A 26818-nucleotide genomic window follows, 5' to 3' on the forward strand; every position below is an offset into this window, starting at 1 on the left:
GCTCGCACGGAGAAACGACGCGGGGCGGCGGCCACTCACCCGAGTGGCCACCGCCCCGCACGCTCGCGTGGAGCGTCAGCTCCTGGCCTCGGCCAGCAGCTTCTGGATCCGGCTGACGCCCTCGACGAGATCCTCGTCACCCAGGGCGTACGACAGCCGCAGATAGCCCGGGGTGCCGAAGGCCTCACCGGGAACGACGGCGACCTCGACCTCCTCCAGGATCAGCGCGGCCAGCTCGACCGAGTTCGCGGGGCGCCTGCCGCGGATCTCCTTGCCGAGCAGCTCCTTCACCGACGGGTACGCGTAGAACGCGCCCTCGGGCTCGGGGCAGAGCACGCCGTCGATCTCGTTGAGCATCCGCACGATCGTGGTGCGGCGGCGGTCGAAGGCCTCGCGCATCTCGGCGACGGCGGACAGGTCGCCCGAGACGGCGGCGAGGGCGGCCACCTGCGCCACGTTCGAGACGTTCGAGGTGGCGTGCGACTGGAGGTTGGTGGCGGCCTTGACGATGTCCTTGGGGCCGATCAACCAGCCCACCCGCCAGCCCGTCATGGCGTACGTCTTGGCGACGCCGTTGACGACGATCGTCCGGTCGGCCAGCTCGGGCACCACCACGGGCAGCGAGTGGAACTCGGCTTCGCCGTAGACCAGGTGCTCGTAGATCTCGTCGGTCAGGACCCACAGGCCCTTCTCGGCGGCCCAGCGGCCGATCTCCTCGATCTGCGCGCGCGAGTAGACGGCGCCGGTCGGGTTGGAGGGGGAGACGAAGAGGAGCACCTTCGTGCGCTCGGTGCGGGCCGCCTCCAGCTGCTCGACGGAGACGCGGTAGCCGGTCGTCTCGTCCGCGACGACCTCCACCGGGACACCGCCGGCCAGCCGGATCGACTCCGGGTACGTCGTCCAGTACGGCGCCGGGACGATGACCTCGTCGCCCGGGTCGAGGATCGCCGCGAAGGCCTCGTAGATGGCCTGCTTGCCGCCGTTGGTCACCAGGACCTGCGACGGGTCGACCTCGTACCCGGAGTCGCGCAGCGTCTTCGCGGCGATCGCGGCCTTCAGCTCCGGCAGCCCGCCGGCCGGGGTGTACCGGTGGTACTTCGGGTTCTTGCAGGCCTCGACGGCCGCGTCGACGATGTAACCGGGGGTCGGGAAGTCCGGTTCACCGGCGCCGAAGCCGATCACCGGACGCCCGGCGGCCTTGAGGGCCTTCGCCTTGGCGTCCACGGCGAGAGTGGCGGACTCGGAGATCGCGCCGACTCGGGCGGAGACCCGGCGCTCGGTGGGAGGGGTTGCAGCGCTCATGCGCCCATCGTTTCAGACCGGAAACCGGCCCGGCACGCGGGTTTCACAGACTGAACAGGGCGCGGTCACTCACTGAACACGCGTCCGGAATCGGGCGGTGGCCTGGTGGATCTTCAGGGAGGCTCCCGGCGATCTTCGGCCGCCAAGCCCCCTACGGGCGCTTTCTGTTCGACGAGGGGCCCCGGAGCACGTACACTCTCTCCTCGTTGGCCTTCAGCAGCCGCGCCGCACGGGGTGCACACCGAGCACTCGGTCGGATGCGGTACGTTGGGGGGCGCAACAAAGGGTCGTAGCTCAATTGGTAGAGCACCGGTCTCCAAAACCGGCGGTTGGGGGTTCAAGTCCCTCCGGCCCTGCTACACACACCTTCGCCAGGATGTGTGCGCATGTACGTACAGTAATGCACAGCCGTGCGGCTCCAACCGGGCGCGGCGCGGCCACGACCCGGAATCAGGTGAGGACGAATGGCGGACGCCGTGGGCTCCATCGATACGCCTGATGCCCAGGACGAGGCGCAGGATTCGAAGAAGGGCCGTAAGGGCGGCAAGCGGGCCAAGAAGGGTCCGCTCAAGAGGCTTGCCCTCTTCTACCGCCAGGTCATCGCCGAACTCCGCAAGGTCGTCTGGCCGACGCGCAACCAGCTGAGCACGTACACCACCGTGGTGATCGTCTTCGTGGTCATCATGATCGGCCTGGTGACCGTGATTGACTATGGGCTCAGCCACGCCGCCAAGTACGTCTTCGGCTGAGCCGAGAGCGAAGGGCGCCGAGGTACCCGGCGCCTTTTTCGCATGTTCCACCCCTATGTATCCAGGAAGAAGCAGCCATCGTGTCTGACCCGAACCTGAACGACTCCCGCGAGCCCGCCAAGGCGGACGATGACGAGCTCGACATCGTCGAGGGCGCGGACGAGCAGGATGAGTTCGAGGCTGCCGAGGCCGAGGCGGGCGACCCCGCCGAAGAAGCCGCACTGCACGTCGAAAACGTCGAAGACGCCGAAGAAGCTGAAAACGCCGGGGACTCAGAAGACGCTGAGGCCGCCGACGGCGTCGAAGGCGAGAGCGCCGAGGACGAGACCGCCGACGCCGAAGAGGCCGAGGAGGAGGAGACCGAGCCGGTCGACCCCGTCCAGGCCCTGCGCGAGGAGCTGCGTGCCCTCCCCGGCGAGTGGTACGTCATCCACACCTACGCCGGTTACGAGAACCGCGTGAAGACCAACCTCGAGCAGCGTGCCGTCTCGCTGAACGTCGAGGACTTCATCTTCCAGGCCGAGGTGCCGCAGGAAGAGGTCGCGCAGATCAAGAACGGCGAGCGCAAGACCATCCGGCAGAACAAGCTCCCCGGATACGTCCTCGTCCGCATGGACCTGACGAACGAGTCCTGGGGTGTCGTCCGCAACACCCCCGGTGTCACCGGCTTCGTGGGCAACGCCTACGACCCGTACCCGCTGACCCTGGACGAGATCGTCAAGATGCTCGCCCCCGAGGCCGAGGAGAAGGCGGCCCGCGAGGCGGCCGAGGCCGAGGGCAAGCCGGCGCCGCAGCGCAAGGTCGAGGTCCAGGTCCTCGACTTCGAGGTCGGCGACTCGGTCACCGTCACGGACGGCCCGTTCGCCACGCTCCAGGCGACCATCAACGAGATCAACCCCGACTCGAAGAAGGTCAAGGGCCTGGTCGAGATCTTCGGCCGCGAGACGCCGGTCGAGCTGTCGTTCGACCAGATCCAGAAGAACTGACGAGACCCGGTCCGCCGACCGGGACTCGCGAACAGGGCGCCACGAACCGGGCGGCAGAAGCCGCCACCGGGTTCTGGCGCCCTTGTCGTCCGCTCACGCCCCGAGCCGCCGACGGAGCGGGACCGCCGCTGAAACCGTCCTGACCTGCTCGATTTCATGGGTCGGGGTGCTATCGGCTACCGTTGTGCGGTATGCCATCTGCCGGATGATTCATCCATGTGGCGCAGATGGTAACCAACCTCTCAGCAAGGACCCGGAGAGAGCATGCCTCCCAAGAAGAAGAAGGTCACGGGGCTCATCAAGCTCCAGATCCAGGCCGGCGCCGCCAACCCGGCCCCGCCGGTCGGCCCCGCGCTGGGCCAGCACGGCGTGAACATCATGGAGTTCTGCAAGGCCTACAACGCCGCGACCGAGTCGCAGCGTGGCTGGGTGATCCCGGTGGAGATCACGGTCTACGAGGACCGCTCCTTCACCTTCGTCACCAAGACGCCGCCGGCCGCGAAGATGATCCTCAAGGCCGCGGGCATCGAGAAGGGCTCGGGCGAGCCGCACAAGACCAAGGTCGCCAAGATCACCCAGGCGCAGGTCCGCGAGATCGCCACGACCAAGCTCCCCGACCTCAACGCCAACGACCTGGACGCCGCCGCGAAGATCATCGCCGGTACCGCGCGTTCCATGGGCGTCACGGTCGAGGGCTGAGCCCCAACTCCCCCGTACATCAGCAGAAGTGGCAGGGCCTGCTCGGCCTGGACCACGACTCCTAGGAACCACAGGAGAAAGCAGTGAGCAAGCGCAGCAAGTCTCTCCGCGCTGCGGACGCCAAGATCGACCGGGAGAAGCTCTACGCCCCGCTCGAGGCCGTCCGTCTCGCCAAGGAGACCTCCACGACCAAGTTCGACGGCACCGTCGAGGTCGCCTTCCGCCTGGGTGTCGACCCGCGCAAGGCCGACCAGATGGTCCGTGGCACCGTGAACCTGCCGCACGGCACCGGCAAGACCGCCCGGGTCCTGGTCTTCGCGACCGGTGACCGTGCTGCCGCCGCGGAAGCCGCGGGCGCCGACATCGTCGGCTCCGACGAACTGATCGACGAGGTCGCGAAGGGCCGTCTGGACTTCGACGCCGTCGTCGCCACCCCGGACCTCATGGGCAAGGTCGGCCGCCTCGGCCGCGTGCTCGGTCCGCGTGGCCTCATGCCGAACCCGAAGACCGGCACCGTGACCCCGGACGTGGCCAAGGCCGTGACCGAGATCAAGGGCGGCAAGATCGAGTTCCGCGTCGACAAGCACTCGAACCTGCACTTCATCATCGGCAAGGCGTCCTTCGACGACACCAAGCTGGTGGAGAACTACGGCGCCGCGCTGGAGGAAGTCCTCCGTCTGAAGCCGTCGGCCGCCAAGGGTCGCTACATCAAGAAGGCCTCCCTCGCCACCACGATGGGCCCCGGCATTCCGCTCGACCCGAACCGCACCCGCAACCTCCTCGTCGAGGAGGACCCGGCCGCCGTCTGAGCCCTCCGCTCAGCCCGGTAGCCGCGTCAGGGACGCGACATCGCGAGGCGGGCCCCGCACCTTTCGACGGTGCGGGGCCCGCCTTCGTCGTGTCCCGGTGTCCGTGCCCTGAGTTACCGTCGGGGCACAGCGACCGCACAGGGGTGGGACGAATGAACAGCACGAGGCTGCGCAGGTCCGCCCTGGGCACGGCGGTGGCGGTCGCCCTCACCGGGGCGGTCGCCTGCACATCGACCGACGACGCCCCCGACCGCCCGGACGGCGTCCGCAGCGCGCCGCCCGCGCTCATCGACGCGCTGCGCAGGGCCGACCGCGCCACCGACGCCGCCGACTCCGTCAGGGTCGAGTCCACGACGACCATCGGCTCCCAGATGTCCCTGCGGGCCGCCGGCACCCTCGGCTGGGCCGACGACGTCACCGGCGCCCTCACCCTCACCTACACCGGCGGCACGGCCCTGGAGACCATGCGCCGGCTCGGCAGCACGTCGATGCGGACGCGGTACCTGCCCGACGCCTACTACGCGCGGATGGGCGACACCTTCGCCGCGCAGACCGGCGGCAGGCACTGGATCCGCTACGGGTACGCCGACCTCGACGGCCTCGACCAGGTCCGCAGCACCACCCCCAACCAGTCGGTGAAGCTGCTGCTGGCCGCGGGGGACCTGCGCAGGGTCGGCGCCGAGCGGGTCCGCGGGGTCGACACCACGCACTACACCGGCACCGTGGCCACCGCCGACCTGACCGGCGACGCCACCCGCCTCGGCGCCCGCGAGCTGGCCGCGCTGCGCGAGCAGCTCACCCGGGCCGGGGTCACGTCCGAACGCGTCGACATCTGGGTCGACGGCCGGGACCTGCTGGTCAAGAAGGCCGAGAAGGGCTCCACCCTGACCGGCGGGTACAGCCAGACCGCCCACTACCGCGACTACGGCGTGCGCGTCTCCGTCGCCAGACCGCCGGCCGCCGACACCGCGGACTACAAGACCCTGATGGACCATCAGGACGGCCGGTGAGGGCGCCGCCCGCGGGCTGAGCGGTCCCTCCGCGCGCCGCCGGGGCGGCCGGCCGGGCGCCGTCACGGAGCGGATTTGCCTGCCGGTGGCGGCTTCGCGTATGTTTCTGAGGAAGCCAAAGACCGCTGGTCGTTGCCGTGCACTCGCAAGAGGGTGCGGTGGCCGAAGGATCCGCTGAACCGCGGACGACCCGCGCAGGTGTTGTGGATGTGCTCCCGGAGGTCGCTGCTCGCGCGGCGAACGACCGGTCGAGCTACGCCCCGAGCGCCTGCGCCGGGGCGTTTCGTTTTGCCGGCTCCTTTCCGAGCGGTCCTCATCACCCGGAAGGAGGCCGACGCTCTATGGCAAGGCCCGACAAGGCTGCCGCGGTGGCCGAGCTCGCGGACCAGTTCCGCAGCTCGAACGCCGCCGTGCTGACCGAGTACCGGGGTCTCACCGTGGCGCAGCTCAAGACGCTGCGCCGTTCGCTCGGTGACGACGCCCAGTACGCCGTGGTGAAGAACACGCTGACCAAGATTGCGGCCAACGAGGCCGGGATCTCGACGCTCGACGACCTGTTCAACGGTCCGACGGCGGTCGCCTTCATCACCGGTGACCCGGTGACGTCGGCGAAGGGTCTTCGTGACTTCGCCAAGGACAACCCGAACCTCGTCATCAAGGGCGGTGTCCTTGACGGCAAGGCGCTCTCCGCCGACGAGATCAAGAAGCTCGCGGACCTCGAGTCCCGCGAGGTTCTGCTCGCCAAGCTGGCGGGTGCCTTCAAGGGCAAGCAGACCCAGGCTGCGCAGCTCTTCCAGGCGCTTCCCTCGAAGCTCGTCCGCACCGTGGACGCGCTCCGTGCCAAGCAGGACGAGCAGGGCGGTGCCGAGTAATTCGGCTCGCGAAATGACCGCGGCCTGACGGGCGCAAGCCCCCGGGGACACGGTCGTAGCGGGCCGAACGTCTACGCAGTAACGCCGCAAGGCGTACGCCCGCCAGACATGTACACACGGCACCTGCCGAATGAATGAAGGGAAGCCATCATGGCTCTCACCCAGGACGAACTGCTCGCCGAGTTCGAGGGCATGACCCTCATCCAGCTCTCCGAGTTCGTGAAGGCGTTCGAGGAGAAGTTCGACGTCACCGCCGCCGCCGCGGTCGCCGCTGCCCCGGCCGGCCCCGCCGCCGCCGTCGAGGCCGCTGAGGAGCAGGACGAGTTCGACGTCATCCTCACCGGTGCCGGCGACAAGAAGATCCAGGTCATCAAGGTCGTGCGTGAGCTGACCTCGCTGGGTCTGAAGGAGGCCAAGGACCTCGTGGACGGCGCCCCGAAGCCCGTTCTCGAGAAGGTCGCCAAGGAGGCCGCGGAGAAGGCCGCCGAGTCCCTCAAGGGCGCCGGCGCCTCCGTCGAGGTCAAGTAACACCTCTCGGGTCCGCACCGGACCCACGCGTGCCGCGGCACGGTCCGAGAGGGCTGTAACGCGGACGCCGCGAGGAGCGATCATCCATCCGGGTGGTCGCTCTTTCGCGTTCCTGGAGGCGCGGCCACGGTTGCCTTGCGGCCCTCCACCCGGGGGGTATGGTGATCTTCGTCGTGTCTCCGGACACCCCTGGTTCGGGCAGGGGGGCCTTGACGAACCGCACGCAGCGCGCAATTCTCAGGACGCGTCGTCACAACGATCCGAATCCGAGGCATGGATCGGCGACGAAGAGGGCAGTATCAACGTGCGTTGAGGGCGACTATGCCGAGGGCGTTGAGGACAACGAGGGTCACAGAAAATCGGGGCTGGACATCAGTGTGCCGAGTGGCTACACTGTCCCTTTGCGCTGCCTGTTAGCTGTCCCCTGCCCGTCACCAGGGGCATTCCCTCACTTCAGCACCGACAGCCGAACGTCCCTGATCAGGGATGCCCGGCTCTGTGCGCCAGTGGGGGGCCGGTACGCGCGTAGTGAGTCCGAGCCCTCGGAAGGACCCCCTCTTGGCCGCCTCGCGCACTGCCTCGACCGCGAATACGAACAACGCTGCCAGCACCGCCCCGCTGCGCATCTCTTTTGCAAAGATCAAGGAGCCCCTCGAGGTTCCGAACCTTCTTGCTCTGCAGACCGAGAGCTTCGACTGGCTGCTCGGAAACGACGCGTGGAAGGCTCGAGTCGAGGCGGCTCTGGAGTCAGGTCAGGACGTCCCCACCAAGTCCGGTCTCGAAGAGATCTTCGAGGAGATCTCCCCGATCGAGGACTTCTCCGGGTCGATGTCCCTGACGTTCCGCGACCACCGTTTCGAGCCGCCGAAGAACAGCATCGACGAGTGCAAGGAGCGCGACTTCACGTTCGCCGCCCCGCTCTTCGTCACCGCGGAGTTCACGAACAACGAGACGGGTGAGATCAAGTCCCAGACCGTCTTCATGGGCGACTTCCCGCTCATGACGAACAAGGGCACCTTCGTCATCAACGGCACCGAGCGTGTCGTGGTGTCCCAGCTGGTCCGTTCCCCCGGCGTCTACTTCGACTCCAGCATCGACAAGACGTCCGACAAGGACATCTTCTCCGCCAAGATCATCCCGTCCCGGGGTGCCTGGCTGGAGATGGAGATCGACAAGCGCGACATGGTCGGTGTCCGCATCGACCGCAAGCGCAAGCAGTCCGTCACCGTCCTGCTCAAGGCGCTCGGCTGGACCACCGAGCAGATCCTCGAGGAGTTCGGCGAGTACGAGTCGATGCGCGCCACCCTGGAGAAGGACCACACCCAGGGCCAGGACGACGCGCTGCTCGACATCTACCGCAAGCTGCGTCCGGGCGAGCCCCCCACGCGTGAGGCCGCGCAGACGCTGCTCGAGAACCTCTACTTCAACCCGAAGCGCTACGACCTCGCCAAGGTCGGCCGCTACAAGGTCAACAAGAAGCTGGGCGCCGACGCCCCGCTCGACGCCGGCATCCTGACCGTCGAGGACATCATCTCGTCGATCAAGTACCTGGTGAAGCTGCACGCCGGTGAGACCGAGACGGTCGGCGACAGCGGCGACGCGATCGTCGTCGAGACCGACGACATCGACCACTTCGGCAACCGTCGTCTGCGCAGCGTCGGCGAGCTCATCCAGAACCAGGTCCGCACGGGTCTGGCCCGGATGGAGCGCGTCGTCCGCGAGCGCATGACCACGCAGGACGTCGAGGCGATCACGCCGCAGACCCTGATCAACATCCGGCCGGTCGTCGCCTCCATCAAGGAGTTCTTCGGCACCAGCCAGCTGTCGCAGTTCATGGACCAGAACAACCCGCTGTCGGGTCTCACCCACAAGCGCCGCCTGTCGGCGCTCGGTCCGGGTGGTCTCTCCCGTGAGCGGGCCGGCTTCGAGGTCCGCGACGTGCACCCCTCGCACTACGGCCGCATGTGCCCGATCGAGACCCCCGAAGGCCCGAACATCGGCCTGATCGGCTCGCTCGCCTCCTACGGCCGGGTCAACGCGTTCGGTTTCGTCGAGACCCCGTACCGCAAGGTCGTCGAGGGCCAGGTCACCGACGACGTCGACTACCTGACCGCCGACGAGGAGGACCGCTTCGTCATCGCGCAGGCCAACGCCACGCTCAACGACGACATGCGGTTCGAGGAGTCCCGGGTCCTGGTCCGCCGCCGCGGCGGCGAGGTCGACTACGTCCCCGGTGACGACGTCGACTACATGGACGTCTCGCCGCGCCAGATGGTGTCGGTCGCGACCGCCATGATCCCCTTCCTGGAGCACGACGACGCCAACCGCGCCCTCATGGGCGCGAACATGATGCGTCAGGCCGTGCCCCTCATCAAGTCCGAGGCCCCGCTCGTCGGCACCGGCATGGAGTACCGCTCCGCCGTCGACGCCGGTGACGTGGTCAGGGCCGAGAAGGCGGGCGCCGTCCAGGAGGTCTCCGCCGACTACATCACCACCGCCAACGACGACGGCACGTACATCACGTACCGGCTGGCCAAGTTCGCCCGCTCCAACCAGGGCACCTCGGTCAACCAGAAGGTCATCGTCAACGAGGGCGACCGGATCATCGAGGGCCAGGTCCTCGCCGACGGTCCGGCCACCGAGAACGGCGAGATGGCGCTGGGCAAGAACCTGCTCGTGGCGTTCATGCCGTGGGAGGGCCACAACTACGAGGACGCGATCATCCTGTCGCAGCGCCTCGTGCAGGACGACGTCCTCTCCTCGATCCACATCGAGGAGCACGAGGTCGACGCCCGTGACACCAAGCTCGGCCCCGAGGAGATCACCCGGGACATCCCGAACGTCTCCGAGGAGGTCCTCGCCGACCTCGACGAGCGCGGCATCATCCGCATCGGCGCCGAGGTCATCGCCGGCGACATCCTCGTCGGCAAGGTGACGCCCAAGGGCGAGACCGAGCTGACCCCCGAGGAGCGCCTGCTGCGCGCGATCTTCGGCGAGAAGGCCCGTGAGGTCCGTGACACCTCGCTGAAGGTGCCGCACGGCGAGACCGGCAAGGTCATCGGCGTCCGGGTCTTCGACCGCGAGGAGGGCGACGAGCTTCCCCCCGGTGTGAACCAGCTGGTGCGCGTCTACGTCGCGCAGAAGCGCAAGATCACCGACGGTGACAAGCTCGCCGGCCGGCACGGCAACAAGGGCGTCATCTCGAAGATCCTGCCGATCGAGGACATGCCGTTCCTGGAGGACGGCACCCCGGTCGACATCATCCTCAACCCGCTGGGTGTGCCGTCCCGAATGAACCCGGGACAGGTTCTGGAGATCCACCTCGGCTGGCTCGCCAGCCGCGGCTGGGACGTCTCCGGGCTCGCCGACGAGTGGGCGGAGCGGCTCCAGGTCATCGGCGCCGACCAGGTCGACCCCGGCACCAACGTCGCGACCCCGGTCTTCGACGGTGCCCGCGAGGACGAGCTCGCGGGTCTGCTCCAGCACACCATCCCCAACCGCGACGGCGAGCGCATGGTGCTCCCGTCCGGCAAGGCGCGGCTGTTCGACGGCCGCAGCGGTGAGCCGTTCCCGGACCCGATCTCGGTCGGGTACATGTACATCCTGAAGCTGCACCACCTGGTCGACGACAAGCTCCACGCCCGTTCGACCGGCCCGTACTCGATGATCACCCAGCAGCCGCTGGGTGGTAAGGCGCAGTTCGGCGGTCAGCGCTTCGGCGAGATGGAGGTGTGGGCGCTGGAGGCGTACGGCGCCGCCTACGCCCTCCAGGAACTGCTCACGATCAAGTCCGACGACGTCACCGGCCGCGTGAAGGTCTACGAGGCCATCGTCAAGGGCGAGAACATTCCCGAGCCCGGCATCCCCGAGTCCTTCAAGGTCCTCATCAAGGAGATGCAGTCGCTCTGCCTGAACGTGGAGGTGCTGTCCAGTGACGGTATGTCCATCGAGATGCGTGACACCGACGAGGATGTCTTCCGCGCTGCGGAGGAGCTCGGCATCGACCTGTCCCGGCGCGAGCCGAGCAGCGTCGAAGAGGTCTGACGGGAGTCCGGAGACCTTCGCCCAGAAGGTCTCCGGCCCCAGGACCCCCGTTTCAGACCCCAAGACTTACAACCCTGAGAGGGATTGACGCATAGTGCTCGACGTCAACTTCTTCGACGAGCTCCGGATCGGCCTGGCCACCGCCGACGACATCCGTCAGTGGAGCCACGGCGAGGTCAAGAAGCCCGAGACGATCAACTACCGCACCCTCAAGCCCGAGAAGGACGGACTCTTCTGCGAGAAGATCTTCGGTCCTACCCGGGACTGGGAGTGCTACTGCGGCAAGTACAAGCGTGTCCGCTTCAAGGGCATCATCTGCGAGCGCTGCGGCGTCGAGGTCACTCGCGCCAAGGTGCGCCGTGAGCGGATGGGCCACATCGAGCTGGCCGCGCCCGTCACGCACATCTGGTACTTCAAGGGTGTCCCGAGCCGGCTCGGCTACCTGCTCGACCTGGCCCCCAAGGACCTCGAGAAGGTCATCTACTTCGCGGCGTACATGATCACGTACGTCGACGAGGAGCGCCGCACCCGCGACCTGCCCTCCCTCGAGGCGCACGTCTCCGTCGAGCGGCAGCAGGTCGAGAACCGCCGGGACGCCGACCTGGAGGCCCGCGCCAAGAAGCTCGAGACCGACCTGGCCGAGCTGGAGGCCGAGGGCGCCAAGGCCGACGTGCGCCGCAAGGTGCGCGAAGGCGCCGAGCGCGAGATGAAGCAGCTGCGCGACCGCGCGCAGCGCGAGATCGACCGCCTCGACGAGGTGTGGACCCGCTTCAAGAACCTCAAGGTCCAGGACCTCGAGGGCGACGAGCTGCTCTACCGCGAGCTGCGCGACCGCTTCGGCACCTACTTCGACGGCTCGATGGGCGCCGCGGCGCTCCAGAAGCGCCTGGAGTCCTTCGACCTCGACGAAGAGGCCGAGAAGCTCCGCGAGATCATCCGCACCGGCAAGGGCCAGAAGAAGACCCGCGCGCTCAAGCGCCTCAAGGTCGTCTCCGCGTTCCTGCAGACCAGCAACAGCCCCAAGGGCATGGTGCTCGACTGCGTGCCGGTCATCCCGCCGGACCTGCGTCCGATGGTGCAGCTGGACGGTGGCCGCTTCGCGACCTCCGACCTGAACGACCTGTACCGCCGCGTGATCAACCGCAACAACCGCCTGAAGCGGCTTCTCGACCTCGGCGCCCCCGAGATCATCGTCAACAACGAGAAGCGCATGCTCCAGGAGGCGGTCGACGCCCTCTTCGACAACGGCCGTCGCGGTCGCCCCGTCACGGGCCCCGGCAACCGTCCGCTGAAGTCCCTCAGCGACATGCTGAAGGGCAAGCAGGGCCGCTTCCGCCAGAACCTGCTCGGCAAGCGGGTCGACTACTCGGCGCGTTCCGTCATCGTCGTCGGCCCGCAGCTGAAGCTGCACCAGTGCGGTCTGCCCAAGGCCATGGCGCTGGAGCTCTTCAAGCCGTTCGTGATGAAGCGCCTGGTCGACCTGAACCACGCGCAGAACATCAAGAGCGCCAAGCGCATGGTCGAGCGCGGCCGCACCGTCGTGTACGACGTCCTCGAAGAGGTCATCGCCGAGCACCCGGTGCTGCTGAACCGCGCTCCCACCCTGCACCGCCTGGGCATCCAGGCCTTCGAGCCGCAGCTGGTCGAGGGCAAGGCCATCCAGATCCACCCGCTCGTCTGCACCGCGTTCAACGCGGACTTCGACGGTGACCAGATGGCCGTCCACCTGCCGCTCTCCGCGGAGGCGCAGGCCGAGGCCCGCATCCTGATGCTGTCCTCGAACAACATCCTCAAGCCGGCCGACGGCCGCCCGGTCACGATGCCGACCCAGGACATGGTCCTCGGTCTGTTCTTCCTGACCACGGACGGCGAGCTGCGGGACGTCAAGGGCGAGGGCCGCGCGTTCGGCTCCACGGCCGAGGCGACCATGGCGTTCGACGCCGGCGAGCTGGCGCTGCAGTCGGCCGTCGACATCCGCTTCCCGGTGGGCACCATCCCGCCGCGTGGCTGGACGCCGCCGGCCCGGGAGGAGGGCGAGCCCGAGTGGCAGCCCGGCGACACCTTCCGGCTGCGCACCACCCTGGGCCGCGCGCTCTTCAACGAGCTGCTGCCCGAGGACTACCCGTTCGTCGACTACTCGGTGGGCAAGAAGCAGCTCGGCGAGATCGTCAACGACCTGGCCGAGCGCTACCCCAAGGTCATCGTGGCGGCGACGCTCGACAACCTGAAGGCGGCCGGCTTCTTCTGGGGCACCCGCTCCGGCGTCACCGTGGCCATCTCCGACATCGTCGTCCCCGACGCGAAGAAGGAGATCGTCAAGGGCTACGAGGCGCTGGACGAGAAGGTCCAGAAGCAGTACGAGCGCGGTCTGATCACCAAGGAAGAGCGGACTCAGGAACTCATCGCGATCTGGACCAAGGCGACCAACGAGGTCGCCGAGGCCATGAACGAGAACTTCCCGAAGACGAACCCGATCTTCATGATGGTGGACTCGGGCGCCCGAGGAAACATGATGCAGATGCGTCAGATCGCCGGTATGCGCGGTCTGGTGTCCAACGCCAAGAACGAGACGATCCCGCGTCCCATCAAGGCGTCGTTCCGTGAGGGCCTGTCCGTGCTGGAGTACTTCATCTCCACCCACGGTGCCCGTAAGGGTCTGGCGGACACCGCCCTGCGGACCGCCGACTCGGGTTACCTCACCCGTCGTCTGGTCGACGTCTCCCAGGACGTCATCATCCGCGAGGAGGACTGCGGCACCGAGCGCGGCCTCAAGCTGCACATCGCGGAGGTCGGCGCGGACGGCGTGCTGCGCAAGGCGGACAACGTCGAGACGTCCGTGTACGCGCGCTGCCTCGCCGAGGACATCGTCGTCGACGGCAAGGTGCTCGGCCCGGCCGGCACCGACCTCGGTGACGTGCTCATCGACGAGCTGGTCAAGTACGGCGTCTCCGAGGTCAAGACCCGCTCGGTCCTGACCTGCGAGTCCGCCGTCGGCACCTGCGCCATGTGCTACGGCCGCTCGCTGGCCACCGGCAAGCTGGTCGACATCGGTGAGGCGGTCGGCATCATCGCCGCCCAGTCCATCGGTGAGCCCGGCACCCAGCTGACGATGCGTACCTTCCACACCGGTGGTGTGGCCGGTGACGACATCACCCAGGGTCTGCCGCGTGTCGTCGAGCTGTTCGAGGCCCGTACCCCGAAGGGTGTCGCCCCGATCTCCGAGGCCTCCGGCCGCATCCGGATCGAGGAGACCGAGAAGACCAAGAAGATCGTCGTCACCCCGGACGACGGCAGCGACGAGACGGCGTTCCCGATCTCGAAGCGTGCCCGGCTCCTGGTCAGCGAGGGCGAGCACGTCGAGGTGGGCCAGAAGCTCACCGTGGGTGCCACCAACCCGCACGACGTGCTGCGCATCCTGGGCCAGCGCGCCGTCCAGGTCCACCTGGTCGGCGAGGTCCAGAAGGTCTACAACTCGCAGGGTGTGTCGATCCACGACAAGCACATCGAGATCATCATCCGGCAGATGCTGCGCCGGGTGACGATCATCGAGTCCGGCGACGCCGAGCTGCTGCCCGGCGAGCTGGTCGAGCGCTCCAAGTTCGAGACCGAGAACCGTCGTGTGGTGCAGGAGAGCGGTCACCCCGCCTCCGGTCGTCCGCAGCTGATGGGTATCACCAAGGCCTCGCTGGCGACGGAGTCCTGGCTGTCGGCCGCCTCCTTCCAGGAGACGACCCGAGTGCTGACGGACGCGGCGATCAACGCCAAGTCCGACAGCCTCATCGGCCTCAAGGAGAACGTCATCATCGGTAAGCTCATCCCGGCCGGTACGGGTCTGTCCCGCTACCGCAACATCCGGGTGGAGCCGACCGAGGAGGCCAAGGCCGCGATGTACTCGGCCGTCGGCTACGACGACATCGACTACTCGCCGTTCGGCACCGGCTCCGGCCAGGCCGTACCGCTGGAGGACTACGACTACGGTCCGTACAACCAGTAAGCGGGTCGCTTGAGTTGAGGGGCGGTCACCTTCCGGGGTGGCCGCCCTTCGGCGTTCGCGCACCGATCCCGGCAGTCCGGGAACCGATGCCGAAACCGGTGCGTTGGAGGATGATGGAGACACTCCGACGCCCTGGGGGATGGTGCCCGTGTCTTTTCCGACGCCCTGGCAGGCGCAGGCCGCGCCGTCCATGCTCGCCTCGCACGCCGACCGGGAGCGCGCCGTCGACGTGCTCAGAGCGGGGTACGGGGAGGGCCGGCTGGAGAAGCCGGAGTTCGACCGTCGGGTGGCGCGGGCGTACGCGGCCCGCACGGTGGGGGAGCTGGCCCTGCTGGTGGCGGACCTGCCGTCGGGCCCGGTACCGCAGCAGACGGCCATGGGGCCCGTTCCCGGGACCTTCCTGCCGGCGCCGCCGCGGCCGACGAACGGCAAGGCGGTGGGCGCGGTGGTCTGCGGCGGGCTCACGCTGATCACGGGCGGGATCACCGCGATCCCCGCGATCGTCCTCGGCCACTCGGCCCGTGCCGAGATCCGGCGGACCGGGGAGGGCGGGGACGGGCTGGCGATGACCGGTCTGGTGCTCGGCTGGGTGTCGGTGGTGGGGTGGGTGCTGCTGATGGCGGCGCTGCTGCTGGTGGTCATGGCGCACTGAGGCGGGCGGCGGCCCGGAGTCCGGGGGGTCGGTGCCCTCGATCTCAAGATCGTCCGGGGTGGGCGGACTTGACATGAACCGCAGGTCGATGCGGGCGCGGTCCATTTGTTTTGACCGCAGCGAATGAGGTAGGTACGCTCAGACCTTGTGCCTGGGGTGTGCCCTGGCTCTTGTGCGTGCCTTCAACCGCACGACGAGCTGTGCGCGGCCACCGTGATCTGTGCCCCTTCCGCTTCACGGCGGAGGTTCGCCGGATTCGACACACCCGACCGCGTGGGTCGGTGACGTTCCAGGTTAGCTTTACCAATCGGCACACAGAAACCGGAGAAGTAGTGCCTACGATCCAGCAGCTGGTCCGGAAGGGCCGGCAGGACAAGGTCGAGAAGAACAAGACGCCCGCACTCGAGGGTTCCCCTCAGCGTCGTGGCGTCTGCACGCGTGTGTTCACGACCACCCCGAAGAAGCCGAACTCGGCCCTGCGTAAGGTCGCGCGTGTGCGTCTGACCAGCGGGATCGAGGTCACCGCTTACATTCCGGGTGAGGGACACAACCTGCAGGAGCACTCGATCGTGCTCGTGCGCGGCGGCCGTGTGAAGGACCTGCCGGGTGTTCGCTACAAGATCATCCGCGGCTCGCTCGACACCCAGGGTGTCAAGAACCGCAAGCAGGCCCGCAGCCGCTACGGCGCCAAGAAGGAGAAGTAAGAATGCCTCGTAAGGGCCCCGCCCCGAAGCGCCCGGTCATCATCGACCCGGTCTACGGTTCTCCTCTGGTGACCTCCCTCATCAACAAGGTGCTGCTGAACGGCAAGCGCTCCACCGCCGAGCGCATCGTCTACGGCGCCATGGAGGGTCTGCGTGAGAAGACGGGCAACGACCCGATCATCACGCTGAAGCGCGCGCTCGAGAACATCAAGCCGACCCTCGAGGTCAAGTCCCGCCGTGTCGGTGGCGCGACGTACCAGGTTCCGATCGAGGTCAAGCCCGGTCGTGCCAACACCCTGGCGCTGCGCTGGCTGGTCGGCTACTCCCGCGCCCGTCGCGAGAAGACCATGACCGAGCGTCTGCTCAACGAGCTTCTGGACGCTTCGAACGGCCTCGGTGCGGCCGTCAAGAAGCGCGAGGACACGCACAAGATGGCCGAGTCCAACAAGGCCTTCGCGCACTACCGCTGGTAGTCGCTACCCACATCGAGACCGAGAGAAGACCGAAGCCTTATGGCTACCACTTCACTTGACCTGGCCAAGGTCCGCAACATCGGGATCATGGCCCACATCGACGCGGGCAAGACGACCACCACCGAGCGGATCCTGTTCTACACCGGCGTCTCCTACAAGATCGGTGAGGTCCACGACGGCGCCGCCACGATGGACTGGATGGAGCAGGAGCAGGAGCGTGGCATCACGATCACCTCTGCTGCCACCACCTGTCACTGGCCGCTCGAGGACAACGACTACACGATCAACATCATCGACACCCCGGGCCACGTCGACTTCACGGTCGAGGTGGAGCGCTCGCTGCGCGTCCTCGACGGTGCCGTCACGGTGTTCGACGGTGTCGCCGGTGTCGAGCCGCAGTCCGAGACGGTGTGGCGTCAGGCCGACCGTTACGGCGTGCCGCGCATCTGCTTCGTGAACAAGCTGGACCGCACCGGCGCCGAGTTCCACCGCTGTGTCGACATGATCAAGGACCGGCTCGGTGCCGTCCCGATCGTCATGCAGCTGCCGATCGGTGCCGAGGCCGACTTCAAGGGCGTCGTGGACCTGGTCCGCATGAAGGCGCTCGTGTGGTCCGCGGAGGCCGCGAAGGGCGAGATGTACGACGTCGTCGACATCCCGGCCACGCACACCGAGGCCGCCGAGGAGTACCGCGGCAAGCTGGTCGAGACCGTCGCGGAGAACGACGACGAGATCATGGAGCTGTTCCTGGAGGGCCAGGAGCCCACCGAGGAGCAGCTGTACGCCGCGGTCCGTCGCATCACCATCGCGTCCGGCAAGTCCCAGGGCACCACGGTCACCCCGGTGTTCTGCGGCACCGCGTTCAAGAACAAGGGCGTCCAGCCCCTGCTCGACGCGGTCGTGCGCTACCTGCCGACCCCGCTCGACGTCGAGGCCATCGAGGGCCACGACGTCAAGGACCCCGAGGTCGTCGTCACGCGCAAGCCGTCGGACGAGGAGCCGCTCTCCGCGCTCGCGTTCAAGATCATGAGCGACCCGCACCTCGGCAAGCTCACCTTCGTCCGGATCTACTCCGGTCGCCTCCAGTCCGGCACCGCGGTGCTGAACTCGGTCAAGGGCAAGAAGGAGCGCATCGGCAAGATCTACCGCATGCACGCGAACAAGCGTGAGGAGATCGAGTCGGTGGGCGCCGGTGACATCGTCGCCGTCATGGGCCTGAAGCAGACCACCACCGGTGAGACGCTGTCCGACGACAAGAACCCGGTGATCCTGGAGTCCATGGACTTCCCGGCGCCGGTCATCCAGGTCGCCATCGAGCCCAAGTCCAAGGGTGACCAGGAGAAGCTGGGTGTCGCCATCCAGCGTCTCGCGGAGGAGGACCCCTCCTTCCAGGTCCACTCGGACGAGGAGACCGGCCAGACCATCATCGGCGGTATGGGCGAGCTGCACCTCGAGGTGCTGGTCGACCGGATGCGCCGTGAGTTCAAGGTCGAGGCCAACGTCGGCAAGCCGCAGGTCGCGTACCGCGAGACGATCCGCAAGGCCGTTGAGCGCGTGGACTACACCCACAAGAAGCAGACCGGTGGTACCGGTCAGTTCGCCAAGGTGCAGATCGCGATCGAGCCCATCACCGAGAGCGACGGGCCGGCGTACGAGTTCGTGAACAAGGTGACCGGTGGCCGTATCCCGCGGGAGTACATCCCGTCGGTGGACGCCGGTGCGCAGGAGGCCATGCAGTTCGGCATCCTGGCCGGCTACGAGATGACGGGCGTCCGCGTCACGCTTCTCGACGGTGCCTACCACGAGGTCGACTCCTCCGAGCTGGCCTTCAAGATCGCCGGATCGCAGGCCTTCAAGGAGGCCGCGCGCAAGGCGTCCCCGGTGCTCCTCGAGCCGATGATGGCCGTCGAGGTCACCACGCCCGAGGAGTCGATGGGCGATGTCATCGGCGACCTCAACTCCCGCCGTGGCCAGATCCAGGCCATGGAGGAGCGCAGCGGCGCCCGCGTCGTGAAGGGCCTCGTGCCCCTCTCGGAGATGTTCGGCTACGTCGGCGACCTCCGCAGCAAGACGTCGGGTCGCGCGAGCTACTCGATGCAGTTCGACTCCTACGCCGAGGTTCCCCGGAACGTCGCCGAGGAGATCATCGCGAAGGCCAAGGGCGAGTAACGCACCGCGTTCACACGCCGTAGGCTTGACCCCGAGCCTCCAGGGGCATTCACCCGAATTCATCACCGTATGACGGTGGGTGCCCCGGGCCCGGGCTTTGACAGCAAAGATCACCTGGCGCCGTTCAAGTAAGGCGTACCAGAACCACTCCCAGGAGGACCCCAGTGGCGAAGGCGAAGTTCGAGCGGACTAAGCCGCACGTCAACATCGGCACCATCGGTCACATCGACCACGGTAAGACGACCCTCACGGCCGCCATTACCAAGGTGCTGCACGACGCGTACCCGGACCTGAACGAGGCCTCGGCTTTCGACCAGATCGACAAGGCTCCTGAGGAGCGCCAGCGCGGTATCACCATCTCCATCGCGCACGTCGAGTACCAGACGGAGACCCGTCACTACGCCCACGTCGACTGCCCGGGTCACGCGGACTACATCAAGAACATGATCACGGGTGCGGCGCAGATGGACGGCGCCATCCTCGTCGTCGCCGCGACCGACGGCCCGATGCCGCAGACCAAGGAGCACGTGCTCCTGGCCCGCCAGGTCGGCGTTCCGTACATCGTCGTCGCCCTGAACAAGGCCGACATGGTGGACGACGAGGAGATCCTGGAGCTCGTCGAGCTCGAGGTCCGTGAGCTCCTCTCCGAGTACGAGTTCCCGGGCGACGACCTGCCCGTCGTCAAGGTCTCGGCGCTCAAGGCGCTCGAGGGCGACGCCGAGTGGGGCAAGACCGTCCTCGACCTGATGAAGGCCGTCGACGAGTCGATCCCGGAGCCCGAGCGCGACGTCGACAAGCCGTTCCTCATGCCCATCGAGGACGTCTTCACGATCACCGGTCGCGGTACGGTCGTCACCGGCCGTATCGAGCGCGGTGTCCTGAAGGTCAACGAGACCGTCGACATCATCGGCATCAAGACCGAGAAGACCACCACCACGGTCACCGGTATCGAGATGTTCCGCAAGCTGCTCGACGAGGGCCAGGCCGGTGAGAACGTCGGTCTGCTGCTCCGCGGCATCAAGCGCGAGGACGTCGAGCGCGGCCAGGTCATCATCAAGCCGGGCTCGGTCACCCCGCACACGGACTTCGAGGCGCAGGCGTACATCCTGTCGAAGGACGAAGGTGGCCGTCACACCCCGTTCTTCAACAACTACCGCCCGCAGTTCTACTTCCGTACCACGGACGTGACCGGCGTCGTGACCCTCCCCGAGGGCACCGAGATGGTCATGCCGGGCGACAACACCGAAATGAAGGTGGAGCTGATCCAGCCCATCGCCATGGAGGAGGGCCTGAAGTTCGCCATCCGTGAGGGTGGTCGTACCGTGGGCGCCGGCCAGGTCACCAAGATCACCAAGTGATCTCGGGTTCGACCCGGTAGCTCCAGCCTGAGCTGAAGCACCTGAAGGGGCTCGCACGACTCCGGTCGTGCGGGCCCTTTCGCATGCCCCGGCGCGTCCCCCGCCAACGAGGGGTTGGCCACGGCCGGGTGAAGTCTTCGGGAAGGCTGCCGGGCGGCTCGTCGAGGCTTGAGCCAACTCCGCGTCCGCAATGTCCCGAACGCCCTTCCCTGCTCACTCTGCGGGGCTTGTGACGCCCTAGCGTGAACCGGAAGCAGGGCCGTGGTGCCCGCCGGATCGCACACAGGGGATGACTGGGTTCTGATGCGTGGCGCGCGGAACGGGACGCTGACCAGCACGAGGGCCGACCACGGTCACCGGCCGCCACCGGGCCCCTCGGAGGACCGCCGGGCGCGGCCGCCGGGCGCGGCCAGGTGGAGCGGCACCGCCTCGGCGCGCGGCCAGGACCGCACCCCGCTCCGGCGCGCGCGCCCGCGCCTGTACGCCGTCGACGGCATCCGGCTGATCGCCGCGCTGATGGTCGCCCTCCACCACTACGCCGGCACCGACCGCGTGGACCGGGCGCCCAACCCGATCTGGGACCGTCCGGCCTCCGACCTCATGCCGACGGTGTTCCGCCTCGCGTCCTACGGCTGGATCGGCGTCGAGATCTTCTTCGTGATCAGCGGCTTCGTGATCTGCATGTCCTGCTGGGGCCGCACCCCGCGGCAGTTCTTCGTCTCCCGGGTGATCCGGCTCTATCCGGCGTACTGGTTCGCGATCGCCTTCACGACGGCGGTCCTCGCGCTGCTGCCGGGGGTCTGGGAGCGGCTCGGCCCGCGCGAGACGCTGCTCAACCTGACGATGCTCCAGGCGGGTTCGGGCGTCGGGAACGTCGACGGGGTTTACTGGACGCTCTGGTCGGAGCTGCGCTTCTACCTGCTGTTCCTGCTGGTCGTCGTCACCGGCCTGACGTACCGCAAGGTCGTGGTGTTCTGCTGCGCGTGGGGTGCCGCGGCGATGCTGGCGCCCGCGGCCGGGCTGCCGCTCCTCGACCTGGTCGCCAACCCGGACGGCGCCTGGTACTTCATCGCGGGCCTGGCCCTCTACCTGATGCACCGCTTCGGCCAGGACCTGCTGCTGTGGGGCATCCTCGGGATGTCCTGGCTGATGGCCCAGCGGGAGCTGGGCACCCGGATCGACGAGGTCGAACATGTGTCGGGCTGGCGGGGGAGCGTCGCCATCTACACCGCGTTCCTGCTGGTGATGGTTGCCGTCGCGCTCGGCGCCACCGACCGGGTCCGCTGGCAGTGGCTGGTGACGGCGGGCGCCCTGACGTACCCGTTCTATCTGCTGCACTACGCGGCCGGCACGGCGGTCATCAGCCGGCTGCGGGACACGATGGACGCGCGGCTGCTGGTGGTCCTCGTCGTCGCCGGGTTCCTGGCGCTGAGCTGGGTGGTGCACCGGTGGGTCGAGCGGCCGCTGGCCGGGATGCTGAAGCGCGGGCTCGACTCGTCGTTCACGCGGATGCGCGACGCGGGGAGCGGGGGATGAGCGGCTCTGCCGCAGCGGGGGAGAGCGGGCGATGTGGGCCGTTTGCCCCGGGGCGTCGGTACCTGTGTTTGACCTACGTCACTCCCGGGGTATTCTCTCCGGCTCGATTGGCCAGGCCCCTGCCCCATATGGCAGACTAGCCTGGTTGCTCGGTCGAGTGTTGATGCTGCGCGCCTCCCGCCGGGAGGACCGAAAGCGAGTCCCACAGTACTCGTCAACCCCCTCGGGGTTGGACGTACGGGAATCTTTCGGGAAGCGACAGTGCAGCACCGGCCAGGCGCCCGGTGGACTTTCGTTCCCGGCTTGCGGTACCGGAAGGGCCGTGCTTGTTCCGTACAGGGATGCTCGAACAAGGGGCATCTGTGTCAGCGACAGCGCGACACGCCCGACCGCGTGGGTCGGACGAACGGGATATGGGAACACCGGGTTCCAGAGCGTAAGAGAGACAGGACTACTGAGTAGCCATGGCGGGACAGAAGATCCGCATCCGGCTCAAGGCCTACGACCACGAGGTCATCGACTCTTCGGCGAAGAAGATCGTCGAGACGGTGACCAGGACTGGTGCGTCGGTCGCGGGCCCGGTGCCGCTGCCCACTGAGAAGAACGTGTACTGCGTCATCAAGTCGCCGCACAAGTACAAGGACTCGCGCGAGCACTTCGAGATGCGCACGCACAAGCGCCTGATCGACATCCTCGACCCGACGCCCAAGACCGTTGACTCCCTGATGCGACTCGACCTCCCGGCCGGTGTCGACATCGAGATCAAGCTCTGAGGCCGGTGATCTGAGAGATGGCTAAGCAGATCAAGGGCATCCTGGGCGAGAAGCTCGGCATGACGCAGGTGTGGGACGAGAACAACCGTGTTGTTCCGGTCACCGTCGTCAAGGCCGGCCCCAACGTCGTGACCCAGGTCCGTACGAACGATGTCGACGGCTACGAGTCGGTCCAGATCGCCTTCGGCGAGATCGACCCGCGCAAGGTGAACAAGCCCCTCAAGGGCCACTTCGCCAAGGCCGACGTCACCCCCCGCCGTCACCTCGTCGAGATCCGTACCGCTGACGCCAGCGTGTACACCCTCGGCCAGGAGATCACCGCCGAGTCCTTCGAGGCCGGCGTCAAGGTGGACGTGACCGGCAAGAGCAAGGGCAAGGGCTTCGCCGGTGTCATGAAGCGTCACAACTTCAAGGGCCTCGGCGCCGGTCACGGCACCCAGCGCAAGCACCGCTCTCCCGGCTCCATCGGTGGCTGCGCCACCCCGGGCCGTGTGTTCAAGGGCCTCCGCATGGCGGGTCGCATGGGCAACGAGCGGGTCACCACCCAGAACCTGACCGTCCACGCCGTTGACGCGGAGAAGGGTCTGCTGCTCATCAAGGGCGCGGTTCCCGGTCCGAACGGCGGCCTCGTCCTGGTCCGCACCGCGGCCAAGGGGGCCTGAGGTAACCGATGAGCACTGTTGACATCCTTTCGCCTGCGGGCGACAAGGCCGGTTCCGTCGAACTCCCCTCGGAGATCTTCGACGTCGAGAAGATCAGCATCCCGCTGATCCACCAGGTCGTTGTCGCTCAGCTGGCCGCTGCCCGCCAGGGCACGCACAAGACCAAGACCCGCGGCGAGGTCCGAGGCGGCGGCAAGAAGCCGTACCGCCAGAAGGGCACCGGCCGCGCCCGTCAGGGCTCGACCCGCGCGCCGCAGTTCGCCGGTGGTGGCGTCGTGCACGGTCCCGTGCCGCGTGACTACTCGCAGCGGACCCCGAAGAAGATGAAGGCTGCCGCGCTGCGTCACGCCCTCACCGACCGGGCCCGCCACAACCGCATCCACGTCGTCTCCGGCGTCATCGAGGGTGAGAACCCGTCGACGAAGGCCGCCCGGACGCTGTTCGGCAAGATCTCGGAGCGCAAGAACCTGCTCCTGGTCGTCGACCGCGCCGACGAGGCCGCGTGGCTGTCCGCCCGCAACCTGCCCCAGGTCCACATCCTGGAGCCGGGCCAGCTGAACACGTACGACGTTCTCGTCTCGGACGACGTGGTCTTCACCCAGGCTGCTTTCGAGTCCTTCGTGTCCGGCGCTCCCAGTGCCGAGCGGAACGATGACACCGAAGGGAGCGAGGTCTGATGGCCATCCGTCACCCCGCTATCGCCTCGAAGGCCGCCAAGGCCGCGAAGGCCGCGCGCGTCGCCAAGGCGCGTCGTCACGCCGCCGAGGGCAAGAACACCGTCGTCACCGCGCCCAGCAAGGCGTACACGGACCCCCGTGACGTGCTGCTGAAGCCGGTCGTGTCGGAGAAGAGCTACGCCCTCCTCGACGAGAACAAGTACACGTTCATCGTCGCCCCGGGCTCCAACAAGACCCAGATCAAGCAGGCCGTCCAGGCGGTCTTCTCGGTCACGGTCACCGGGGTCAACACGATCAACCGCCAGGGCAAGCGCAAGCGCACCAAGACCGGTTTCGGTCAGCGCGCCGCGACCAAGCGCGCGATCGTGACCCTCGCTGAGGGCGACCGAATCGACATCTTCGGCGGTCCGACCGCGTAAGCGGTCGGAGCGTCCAGATAATCGGAAACTTCCGAGGACTGAGAGACAATGGGTATCCGCAAGTACAAGCCGACTACGCCGGGCCGTCGTGGCTCCAGCGTCGCCGACTTCGTCGAGGTCACGCGGTCCACGCCGGAGAAGTCGCTGGTCCGCCCGCTGCACAGCAAGGGCGGCCGTAACAACGCCGGTCGTGTGACCGTTCGCCACCAGGGTGGCGGACACAAGCGCGCCTACCGAGTGATCGACTTCCGTCGTCACGACAAGGACGGCGTGCCGGCGAAGGTCGCGCACATCGAGTACGACCCCAACCGCACCGCGCGCATCGCGCTGCTGCACTACGCGGACGGCGAGAAGCGCTACATCCTCGCCCCCCGCAACCTGTCGCAGGGCGACCGCGTCGAGAACGGTCCCGGGGCCGACATCAAGCCGGGCAACAACCTGGCCCTCCGCAACATCCCGGTCGGTACCACGATCCACGCGATCGAGCTCCGTCCCGGTGGCGGCGCCAAGTTCGCCCGGTCCGCCGGTGCCTCCGTGCAGCTGCTCGCGAAGGAGGGCTCGATGGCCCACCTCCGCATGCCGTCCGGTGAGATCCGCCTGGTCGACCAGCGCTGCCGCGCCACGGTCGGCGAGGTCGGCAACGCCGAGCAGAGCAACATCAACTGGGGCAAGGCCGGCCGCAAGCGCTGGCTGGGCGTCCGCCCGACCGTTCGCGGTGTGGCGATGAACCCGGTTGACCACCCCCACGGTGGTGGTGAGGGCAAGACCTCCGGTGGTCGTCACCCGGTCAGCCCCTGGGGTCAGAAGGAGGGTCGTACTCGTTCGCCGAAGAAGGCTTCGAACAAGTACATCGTCCGCCGCCGCAAGACGAACAAGAAGCGCTAGGAGCGGGTTTAGATGCCGCGGAGTCTCAAGAAGGGGCCCTTCGTCGACGACCACCTGATCAAGAAGGTGGACGCCCAGAACGAAGCCGGTTCCAAGAACGTCATCAAGACCTGGTCCCGCCGCTCGATGATCGTCCCGGCCATGCTCGGTCACACGATCGCGGTGCACAACGGCAAGACCCACATCCCGGTGTTTGTCACCGAGTCGATGGTCGGCCACAAGCTCGGCGAGTTCTCGCCGACGCGCACCTTCCGGGGTCACGTCAAGGACGACCGGAAGTCGAAGCGCCGCTAGCGCGGGGTGAACGACCATGACAAACACTGAAGGGACAACCATGGAAGCCAGGGCCCAGGCGCGGTACATCCGCGTCACGCCCATGAAGGCCCGCCGCGTGGTGGACCTCATCCGTGGCATGGACGCCACGGAGGCTCAGGCGGTCCTGCGCTTCGCCCCGCAGGCCGCGAGCGTGCCGGTCGGCAAGGTGCTTGACAGCGCCATCGCCAACGCCGCGCACAACTACGACCACACCGACGCCGACAGCCTCTTCATCTCCGAGGCCTACGTCGACGAGGGCCCGACCCTGAAGCGGTTCCGGCCGCGCGCCCAGGGTCGCGCCTACCGGATCCGCAAGCGGACCAGCCACATCACTGTGGTCGTCAGCAGCAAGGAAGGAACCCGGTAATGGGCCAGAAGGTAAACCCGCACGGGTTCCGGCTCGGTGTCACGACCGACTTCAAGTCGCGTTGGTACGCCGACAAGCTGTACAAGGACTACGTCAAGGAAGACGTCGCCATCCGTCGGATGATGACGTCCGGCATGGAGCGCGCCGGCATCTCGAAGGTGGAGATCGAGCGCACCCGTGACCGCGTCCGTGTGGACATCCACACCGCGCGTCCCGGCATCGTCATCGGCCGTCGTGGCGCCGAGGCCGACCGCATCCGCGGCGACCTCGAGAAGCTCACGGGCAAGCAGGTCCAGCTGAACATCCTCGAGGTCAAGAACCCCGAGACGGATGCCCAGCTGGTCGCGCAGGCCGTCGCCGAGCAGCTCTCCTCCCGCGTCTCCTTCCGTCGGGCCATGCGCAAGAGCATGCAGTCCGCCATGAAGGCCGGCGCCAAGGGCATCAAGATCCAGTGCGGTGGCCGCCTCGGCGGCGCCGAGATGTCCCGCTCGGAGTTCTACCGCGAGGGCCGCGTGCCCCTGCACACGCTCCGCGCGAACGTGGACTACGGCTTCTTCGAGGCCAAGACGACCTTCGGCCGCATCGGCGTGAAGGTCTGGATCTACAAGGGCGATGTCAAGAACATCGCCGAGGTCCGCGCCGAGAACGCCGCGGCCCGTGCGGGTAACCGCCCGGCCCGCGGTGGCGCCGACCGCCCGGCCCGTGGTGGCCGTGGCGGCGGTGGCGAGCGGCGCGGTCGCAAGCCGCAGCAGGCTGCCGGCGCCGAGGCCCCCAAGACGGAGTCTCCGGCCGCCGCCCCTGCTCCGGCCGAGAGCACCGGAACGGAGGCCTGACC

The 26818-nt window shown here is 67.6% G+C and carries 24 protein-coding genes and 1 tRNA gene; 24 read left to right on the plus strand and 1 reads right to left on the minus strand.

The window, feature by feature from the left end:
- Positions 1 to 75: 75 nt before the first annotated feature.
- Entirely contained in the window at positions 76 to 1302 is a 1227-nt protein-coding gene (locus tag DDJ31_RS22820) for a pyridoxal phosphate-dependent aminotransferase (RefSeq protein ID WP_127178497.1), read from the minus strand.
- Positions 1303 to 1585: 283 nt separating this feature from the next.
- On the opposite strand from DDJ31_RS22820, the gene DDJ31_RS22825 reads away from it, so the two are divergent.
- From DDJ31_RS22825 to rpsC, 24 genes are all read left to right on the plus strand, one after another.
- Positions 1586 to 1658, plus strand: a tRNA-Trp gene (locus tag DDJ31_RS22825).
- A 108-nt stretch (positions 1659 to 1766) separates the two neighbouring features.
- Positions 1767 to 2051, plus strand: coding sequence for a preprotein translocase subunit SecE (gene secE / locus DDJ31_RS22830; protein WP_127178496.1), 285 nt, complete (start codon positions 1767 to 1769; stop codon positions 2049 to 2051).
- 80 nt (positions 2052 to 2131) lie between these two features.
- Positions 2132 to 3037 (plus strand): transcription termination/antitermination protein NusG, encoded by a 906-nt coding sequence (gene nusG / locus DDJ31_RS22835; protein ID WP_127178495.1) that lies wholly within the window; start codon positions 2132 to 2134, stop codon positions 3035 to 3037.
- Between the two features lie 264 nt (positions 3038 to 3301).
- Positions 3302 to 3736 (plus strand): 50S ribosomal protein L11, encoded by a 435-nt coding sequence (gene rplK / locus DDJ31_RS22840; RefSeq protein ID WP_030671915.1) that lies wholly within the window; start codon positions 3302 to 3304, stop codon positions 3734 to 3736.
- Between the two features lie 83 nt (positions 3737 to 3819).
- The gene (rplA, locus tag DDJ31_RS22845; protein WP_127178494.1) at positions 3820 to 4545 is read left to right on the plus strand and encodes a 50S ribosomal protein L1; all 726 of its coding nucleotides are present in this window, start codon (positions 3820 to 3822) and stop codon (positions 4543 to 4545) included.
- A gap of 152 nt (positions 4546 to 4697) precedes the next feature.
- Positions 4698 to 5555, plus strand: a complete 858-nt coding sequence (locus DDJ31_RS22850) for a hypothetical protein (protein WP_127178493.1) — start codon at positions 4698 to 4700, stop codon at positions 5553 to 5555.
- 341 nt (positions 5556 to 5896) lie between these two features.
- Entirely contained in the window at positions 5897 to 6427 is a 531-nt protein-coding gene (gene rplJ / locus DDJ31_RS22855; RefSeq protein WP_127178492.1) for a 50S ribosomal protein L10, read from the plus strand.
- A gap of 147 nt (positions 6428 to 6574) precedes the next feature.
- Positions 6575 to 6955 carry a 50S ribosomal protein L7/L12 gene (gene rplL / locus DDJ31_RS22860; protein WP_216626895.1) on the plus strand — a complete coding sequence of 127 codons (381 nt, stop codon included), beginning with the start codon at positions 6575 to 6577 and terminating at the stop codon, positions 6953 to 6955.
- A gap of 558 nt (positions 6956 to 7513) precedes the next feature.
- The gene (rpoB, locus tag DDJ31_RS22865) at positions 7514 to 10999 is read left to right on the plus strand and encodes a DNA-directed RNA polymerase subunit beta (protein ID WP_127178490.1); all 3486 of its coding nucleotides are present in this window, start codon (positions 7514 to 7516) and stop codon (positions 10997 to 10999) included.
- Positions 11000 to 11093: 94 nt separating this feature from the next.
- Positions 11094 to 14993, plus strand: a complete 3900-nt coding sequence (locus DDJ31_RS22870) for a DNA-directed RNA polymerase subunit beta' (RefSeq protein WP_127178489.1) — start codon at positions 11094 to 11096, stop codon at positions 14991 to 14993.
- A 139-nt stretch (positions 14994 to 15132) separates the two neighbouring features.
- Entirely contained in the window at positions 15133 to 15645 is a 513-nt protein-coding gene (locus DDJ31_RS22875; protein ID WP_431027474.1) for a DUF1707 and DUF4190 domain-containing protein, read from the plus strand.
- Between the two features lie 332 nt (positions 15646 to 15977).
- Positions 15978 to 16349 carry a 30S ribosomal protein S12 gene (rpsL, locus tag DDJ31_RS22880; RefSeq protein ID WP_003948652.1) on the plus strand — a complete coding sequence of 124 codons (372 nt, stop codon included), beginning with the start codon at positions 15978 to 15980 and terminating at the stop codon, positions 16347 to 16349.
- A gap of 2 nt (positions 16350 to 16351) precedes the next feature.
- A complete protein-coding gene (gene rpsG, locus DDJ31_RS22885) occupies positions 16352 to 16822 on the plus strand; it encodes a 30S ribosomal protein S7 (protein ID WP_003992340.1) in 471 nt (156 codons plus the stop codon).
- Between the two features lie 39 nt (positions 16823 to 16861).
- Positions 16862 to 18991 carry an elongation factor G gene (fusA, locus tag DDJ31_RS22890; RefSeq protein WP_127178488.1) on the plus strand — a complete coding sequence of 710 codons (2130 nt, stop codon included), beginning with the start codon at positions 16862 to 16864 and terminating at the stop codon, positions 18989 to 18991.
- A 164-nt stretch (positions 18992 to 19155) separates the two neighbouring features.
- The gene (gene tuf, locus DDJ31_RS22895) at positions 19156 to 20349 is read left to right on the plus strand and encodes an elongation factor Tu (protein ID WP_127178487.1); all 1194 of its coding nucleotides are present in this window, start codon (positions 19156 to 19158) and stop codon (positions 20347 to 20349) included.
- 303 nt (positions 20350 to 20652) lie between these two features.
- Positions 20653 to 21885: an acyltransferase family protein gene (locus DDJ31_RS22900; protein WP_127178486.1), complete on the plus strand. Its 1233-nt coding sequence runs from the start codon at positions 20653 to 20655 to the stop codon at positions 21883 to 21885.
- Positions 21886 to 22349: 464 nt separating this feature from the next.
- Positions 22350 to 22658, plus strand: coding sequence for a 30S ribosomal protein S10 (gene rpsJ, locus DDJ31_RS22905; protein ID WP_003948644.1), 309 nt, complete (start codon positions 22350 to 22352; stop codon positions 22656 to 22658).
- Between the two features lie 17 nt (positions 22659 to 22675).
- The gene (rplC, locus tag DDJ31_RS22910; RefSeq protein WP_093824849.1) at positions 22676 to 23320 is read left to right on the plus strand and encodes a 50S ribosomal protein L3; all 645 of its coding nucleotides are present in this window, start codon (positions 22676 to 22678) and stop codon (positions 23318 to 23320) included.
- Positions 23321 to 23328: 8 nt separating this feature from the next.
- A complete protein-coding gene (gene rplD, locus DDJ31_RS22915) occupies positions 23329 to 23997 on the plus strand; it encodes a 50S ribosomal protein L4 (protein ID WP_127178485.1) in 669 nt (222 codons plus the stop codon).
- Entirely contained in the window at positions 23997 to 24416 is a 420-nt protein-coding gene (gene rplW / locus DDJ31_RS22920) for a 50S ribosomal protein L23 (RefSeq protein WP_127178484.1), read from the plus strand. The genes rplD and rplW overlap by 1 nt, the downstream gene beginning before the upstream one ends.
- Before the next feature lie 48 nt (positions 24417 to 24464).
- Positions 24465 to 25301: a 50S ribosomal protein L2 gene (gene rplB, locus DDJ31_RS22925; RefSeq protein ID WP_093824855.1), complete on the plus strand. Its 837-nt coding sequence runs from the start codon at positions 24465 to 24467 to the stop codon at positions 25299 to 25301.
- A gap of 12 nt (positions 25302 to 25313) precedes the next feature.
- Positions 25314 to 25595, plus strand: coding sequence for a 30S ribosomal protein S19 (gene rpsS, locus DDJ31_RS22930; RefSeq protein WP_007384069.1), 282 nt, complete (start codon positions 25314 to 25316; stop codon positions 25593 to 25595).
- 40 nt (positions 25596 to 25635) lie between these two features.
- Entirely contained in the window at positions 25636 to 25983 is a 348-nt protein-coding gene (gene rplV / locus DDJ31_RS22935) for a 50S ribosomal protein L22 (RefSeq protein WP_003974262.1), read from the plus strand.
- Positions 25983 to 26816: a 30S ribosomal protein S3 gene (rpsC, locus tag DDJ31_RS22940; RefSeq protein WP_127178483.1), complete on the plus strand. Its 834-nt coding sequence runs from the start codon at positions 25983 to 25985 to the stop codon at positions 26814 to 26816. The genes rplV and rpsC overlap by 1 nt, the downstream gene beginning before the upstream one ends.
- The last annotated feature ends 2 nt before the right edge of the window (positions 26817 to 26818 follow it).

The organism is Streptomyces griseoviridis (assembly GCF_005222485.1).
GTDB lineage: Bacteria > Actinomycetota > Actinomycetes > Streptomycetales > Streptomycetaceae > Streptomyces > Streptomyces hintoniae.

Bases quoted from the DNA above. Each gene is read 5' to 3' on its own strand.
- fusA (WP_127178488.1), top strand. From the start codon at position 16,862: ATGGCTACCACTTCACTTGACCTGGCCAAGGTCCGCAACATCGGGATC.
- rplV (WP_003974262.1), top strand. From the start codon at position 25,636: ATGGAAGCCAGGGCCCAGGCGCGGTACATCCGCGTCACGCCCATGAAG.
- rplK (WP_030671915.1), top strand. From the start codon at position 3,302: ATGCCTCCCAAGAAGAAGAAGGTCACGGGGCTCATCAAGCTCCAGATC.
- rpsG (WP_003992340.1), top strand. From the start codon at position 16,352: ATGCCTCGTAAGGGCCCCGCCCCGAAGCGCCCGGTCATCATCGACCCG.
- rplB (WP_093824855.1), top strand. From the start codon at position 24,465: ATGGGTATCCGCAAGTACAAGCCGACTACGCCGGGCCGTCGTGGCTCC.
- rplW (WP_127178484.1), top strand. From the start codon at position 23,997: ATGGCCATCCGTCACCCCGCTATCGCCTCGAAGGCCGCCAAGGCCGCG.
- rplC (WP_093824849.1), top strand. From the start codon at position 22,676: ATGGCTAAGCAGATCAAGGGCATCCTGGGCGAGAAGCTCGGCATGACG.
- rpsJ (WP_003948644.1), top strand. From the start codon at position 22,350: ATGGCGGGACAGAAGATCCGCATCCGGCTCAAGGCCTACGACCACGAG.
- DDJ31_RS22875 (WP_431027474.1), top strand. From the start codon at position 15,133: ATGGTGCCCGTGTCTTTTCCGACGCCCTGGCAGGCGCAGGCCGCGCCG.
- DDJ31_RS22900 (WP_127178486.1), top strand. From the start codon at position 20,653: ATGCGTGGCGCGCGGAACGGGACGCTGACCAGCACGAGGGCCGACCAC.
- rplJ (WP_127178492.1), top strand. From the start codon at position 5,897: ATGGCAAGGCCCGACAAGGCTGCCGCGGTGGCCGAGCTCGCGGACCAG.
- rplD (WP_127178485.1), top strand. From the start codon at position 23,329: ATGAGCACTGTTGACATCCTTTCGCCTGCGGGCGACAAGGCCGGTTCC.
- DDJ31_RS22850 (WP_127178493.1), top strand. From the start codon at position 4,698: ATGAACAGCACGAGGCTGCGCAGGTCCGCCCTGGGCACGGCGGTGGCG.
- rpsC (WP_127178483.1), top strand. From the start codon at position 25,983: ATGGGCCAGAAGGTAAACCCGCACGGGTTCCGGCTCGGTGTCACGACC.
- DDJ31_RS22820 (WP_127178497.1), bottom strand. From the start codon at position 1,302: ATGAGCGCTGCAACCCCTCCCACCGAGCGCCGGGTCTCCGCCCGAGTC.
- rpsS (WP_007384069.1), top strand. From the start codon at position 25,314: ATGCCGCGGAGTCTCAAGAAGGGGCCCTTCGTCGACGACCACCTGATC.
- secE (WP_127178496.1), top strand. From the start codon at position 1,767: ATGGCGGACGCCGTGGGCTCCATCGATACGCCTGATGCCCAGGACGAG.